Here is a 4,506-nt window from a genome sequence, read left to right on the forward strand (position 1 = left end):
CATCGCGGCGAAGTATGGGGCCAGCGCGGCGCAACAGTCGGCGGCGCTGTGCATGGTGACGCCGGCGGAGCTGAAGGCGGCCGGCGGATCGATGGCGAAGGCGCGGGTGAACAAGGCCCTGGAGCTGGTCCAGCACGTGCGCAAGGCGCAGGAGGGTCGCGACGACTGGCTAAGGCAGGTGGTGCGCGAGGAGCTGCGCGGCCTGGCGGACGAACTGCCCGATCAGGTGTCGAAGGCCATGGCGGCCAGCATCAAGCGGATTGGTGAGGCGGCGGCGGGGTTCGGCCTGAAGGATGCGCTGAAGATGATTGGCGACGAGCTGGCCGACCTGTTGCCCTACACGGACCAGCGCCAGCCGCTGGCCATGGAGGTCAAGGGCGAAGGCGTGGCGCCGTCGGTTGTGGTCCAGATCGAGGGCTATGCGCAGGCCATGCCTTCCGAGGCGACCGACGCTGAATTCATTGAGGTTTTCAGCGTCGGAGATGGGCAAGTCGCACAGTCCAAGTCGCACGAAGGGCAACAGGTCCTTGAATTCGTTGACGAACCAGACGCCAGCGCCGCTGATTGAAAATCAGAGGTGGGGTCGCCGGCCTCGACCCCCCTTGGGGTCGACCCACCCCCACCCCCGAAATTTTCGCGCCCGGTTCTCCCCTGGGGGGGTCTTTCCGGCGGGCAACCACCTGCAGGCCGATCTTATGCAACGGATCGTCGCCCGGAACAAACTTGAGGCTGACAAGGGTCGGGGTAGGGGAATGAGCCGGTGAATGTGAAAAAGTCGACGGCGTGGAAACCGGCCGGGGCCAAGGCGCAAGCCTATGGTCAGAGCCGGGCGGATCTGGCCCTGATCGTGGGGCCGACGGGAGGGGGAAAGACGACCGAGACGGTCCGTCGCATTCTCCGCGCTGCGCAATGGCAGGATCGTAGCCCGATCGACGGCCTGCGCAAGTGTCGAATTGTGGTGATCTGCACCACCTACCGCCGCCTCTGGGACCAGTTCACCCCCAGCTACTTCAAGGAAATCGACAAGGAGTGGGGCACGAAGGGGCCTGGCGGCGGATCGGGCTTTACCGGGGCCAAGGGCGACCCCTGGGATCACAACTTCACCATGACGTGTCCGGACGGGACCACGGCCTATATCGAGGTCAAGGGCCGCGCGGTGGGCGAAACCGACCTGGAGGACTTCTTCCGGGGCCTGGAGGCCACGGCGTTCATCATCCCCGAGCTGGACACCCACGAGACGGTGGACATTCTGGCGGGCGCCCAGAACCGCGTGGGGCGCTATCCGGAGCCGGATGACCGCCCCGAGCCCGTACCGGGCCGCCCGGCCGCCTATGCGGGCGTCTGGGGCGACAGCAACGCCCCTGTGATCGGGTCCTGGTTCCACAAGCGCTTCTACATCACGCCCGAGGAGGGCGACGAAGTGTTCATCCAGCCCAGCGGCCTGTCGCCACTGGCGGAAAATCTCGACAACTTGCGCAAGATCAATCCGGACTACTATCAGGCCCTGGCCAAGCGGATGAAACAGCCCTGGGCGATCCGGCGGTTTGTGGAGAACAAGCCGGGATACACCCGCCACGGCCAGCCAGTGCATGAACACTTCGACGCCGAGCGCATGGTGGTCAAGCGCGCCATCCTGGCGGAGCCGGGCCACCAGATCGTGGTCTGCGCCGACGCCGGCGCCACCCTGAACCCGGCGGCGCAATTCATTCAGCGGGTGAACGGCCAGCTCCGCGTGCTGGCGGAGATCCTGCCGCCGATGGACCTGGTGCAGTTCGCCGGCGAGATCAAACGGGTGCGCGAAACCCGGTTTGGAAACCTCGCCGAGGTGGTGATCGTGGTGGATCCGTCAGCGCGGGCGCGGTCGGTGATGAACGCGCAGCTCTCGTTCGCGCAGATCCTGAGCCACTACACCGGGCTGGAGGTGCTGCTGGCCCCGTCGAACGACCCGAAGGTAAGGCGCACGGCGCTGAGCCAGGTATTCCAGCGCAATGTGCTGGGCGGCGAGCCGGCGTTCCTGATCGGCAACAACTGTCCGGGCACGATCGAGGCCCTGTCCGGCGGCTACCGGTTCAAGCGCACCGGCGACAAGCTGTCGCCGACGCCGGAGAAGAACATTCACAGCCACCCGGCGGAGGCCATCGAATACGGCGCCCTGGGGATTGAGGGGCTGGGACTGGGCGGCGGGTTTATCCACGAGGACGGCGGGCGGGGGCAATCTGAGACCCTGAACACGATCCTGCAGGAGTAGGCCCCCATGAGGGTTCAAGTCACGCCGTACAAGGCGAGGGGATACCGGCAGATCACGTCGCTGGCGACGATCAAGCGCCTGATGGATGGCGTTGACGTGAACAGCGGCAATGCGGGTATTCCAGCCCGCGCGGACTACTGCCTGATCCAGTGTTCGGGCGGGGTCGTGCGCTGGAGCGATGATGGCCTCGACCCGACGGCGACCAAGGGCATGCGCCTGCTGGACGGCGGGGAGATGCTGTACCAGGGCAATAACCTGGCCGCGCTGGAGTTCATCCAGGAGAGCGGCACGGCCGTCCTGAACGTGGCCTACTACAGCGATGCGCGGTAGCGCCCGGCAACAACTCCGGCGGCGGCTGGGGGCGGTAGGCGTTCGCCGGGGTGTTGAGGCCTTCATCAACGTACTCAGCATGAACTACCTGCTCGGCCAAACGCCAGAAGCTCCCGGCGTGGGAGCGCCAGGCACAGTCACCCGCGCGCTTGCCGCCTATTCCTACAATCTTGCTGGCCTGCTCAATTCGACGGCGACGGGCGTAGCGCGCGTCACGAACAAGGGCTTGCTGGTAGAGAGTTCCAAAAAGAACTTCGCGGTTAACTCCAACACGTTTTCAGCCCTTACGGCCGTCACGATCCCGGCGACCAACATTGCCGGTCCTGACGGAGCAAACACCGCATCGCGTATGACGATGACAACGGCCAACAGCCCTCACGGTGGAGAGTTTGGCACTATTCCCGGCATGGAGCTGGATAACCAAGTTCTAAGCTGCTACTTCAAAAAAGACACGTGGCGCTACGCCTTGCTGAACAACACCTCGCAAGGCGGAACAGCGGTGTCTATGATCATCGACCTCGACACCGGAGATTTTGTGCTTGTGCCGCGAGCGGGCTTTGTTCCTTCGGCTTACTCCGGATATGTAGAACCTTGCGCAAACGGCTGGTATCGCGCTTCGCTGAGTATGACTGGCGGTTCGACAACTGTGTCTGGCGTCTCGGTCGGCATGGCGTCCAGCATGTCCGACACCTGGGGGCAATCTTTTGTTGGCTCGACTGCAAACTCGATCTACTTCGCAAAGTATCAAGTGTCTAATGGTATCATTCCGACGTCGCCTATTGATTGTGCAGGCACCCCGGTCACGCGGCCGGAAGACAGCATAACCTTTGCGCAGACGGTGCCCGTTGGGGTCTTTGAGTTTCTGGTGGGCTTCACGACGACCTGGGGTTTCACGCCCACGAGCAATCGAACGCTATTCCACTGGCACGACGGGACCGACGCCAATTCGGTCAGGCTGGAATTGAATACGGCCAATCGGCTGGTGCTGACGGTAAGGAATGCTAACGTCGATGCAGTTATCGCGACAGAGGGTGGCACCCAGCCCTTGCGTAGATCTGGCACGGCAAAAGTAGTGCGGAATGGAGGCAACTGGGGGCTCTACGTCGATGACGTGTGGGTCAACACTACCGCCGCCACAACCCCAACTTTGACGACCCTGCGCCTTGGTGCGACCCGCGCCTCGACACTGCCCTATGACGACTACCTGACGTCGCTGACCATTCGCCAGGGTGGCTCCGCTCTGCCCAGCAGTGTGTGGTCCTTCAACGGCACAGCGGGATCAGGCTTTAGTGTAACTCCCACGGACGTCACCCGGACAACCGCCAAGCCCGGTGCTCAATTTGTCAATGCCCCGCTGCAAGTCCTGACGGTCGGCGACACGATGAAGATCGAAGTTGAAGCGGACGCCAAGGGTGGCGTGGCCTATGTGGATTTCCTCCTGGAGGGCATCACGACCCGCCAGGCTGTGCCCACAGTGAAGACCCTACCTGACGTCAACGGGTTTAACCGGACGCGGACGACCTACTCTATTGATGTGACCTATGCGACCCTGATCGCTCAGAACGCGGCGGGTGGGGCCTTCCACTGTTACGCTCGGGTGACCGCGCTTGATGGTACAATGCAGACCCGGTTAATTGGTCCGCTGAAGACCTATTTCCGGCCCGTAGTCCACGATTGGGTGAAGACCGTTTCGCCGACAGGACTGGCACAGGATAACGTCACGGCGACCGACTATACGACGATCCAGGCGGCTGAAGACGCGGCTATTGCGGCCAACGCACTTTGCCCCAAGATCATTCTCGCCAGAACGGCCAATTACGAACCGGTAAGAACGAGTTACGCGCTACCTTCGCGGCCCGAAAGCAACGGAAGGCCTGTGCTGACTCACGCTGCGGGCGTAACTGCGACGCTGATGCACTCGACTGTTG

Annotated in this window: 4 protein-coding genes; all 4 read left to right on the forward strand. The window is 63.0% G+C overall.

Going from position 1 to position 4,506, the window contains the following annotated elements:
- On the forward strand, positions 1-568 hold a 568-nt coding region (locus ACIQ3B_RS18045; RefSeq protein ID WP_397405054.1), incomplete at its 5' end, for a hypothetical protein.
- A gap of 192 nt (positions 569-760) precedes the next feature.
- Positions 761-2,248 (forward strand): hypothetical protein, encoded by a 1,488-nt coding sequence (locus ACIQ3B_RS18050; RefSeq protein ID WP_397405056.1) that lies wholly within the window; start codon positions 761-763, stop codon positions 2,246-2,248.
- Between the two features lie 6 nt (positions 2,249-2,254).
- Positions 2,255-2,578 (forward strand): hypothetical protein, encoded by a 324-nt coding sequence (locus ACIQ3B_RS18055; RefSeq protein ID WP_397405058.1) that lies wholly within the window; start codon positions 2,255-2,257, stop codon positions 2,576-2,578.
- Positions 2,579-2,657: 79 nt separating this feature from the next.
- Positions 2,658-4,506: hypothetical protein (locus tag ACIQ3B_RS18060; RefSeq protein WP_397405060.1), on the forward strand; the 1,849-nt coding region annotated here is incomplete at its 3' end.

The organism is Phenylobacterium sp., from assembly GCF_044358365.1.
Classification (GTDB): Bacteria; Pseudomonadota; Alphaproteobacteria; order Caulobacterales; family Caulobacteraceae; genus Phenylobacterium.

Coding starts and splice junctions, on each gene's coding strand:
- ACIQ3B_RS18055 (WP_397405058.1), top strand. CDS start 2,255: ATGAGGGTTCAAGTCACGCCGTACAAGGCGAGGGGATACCGGCAGATC.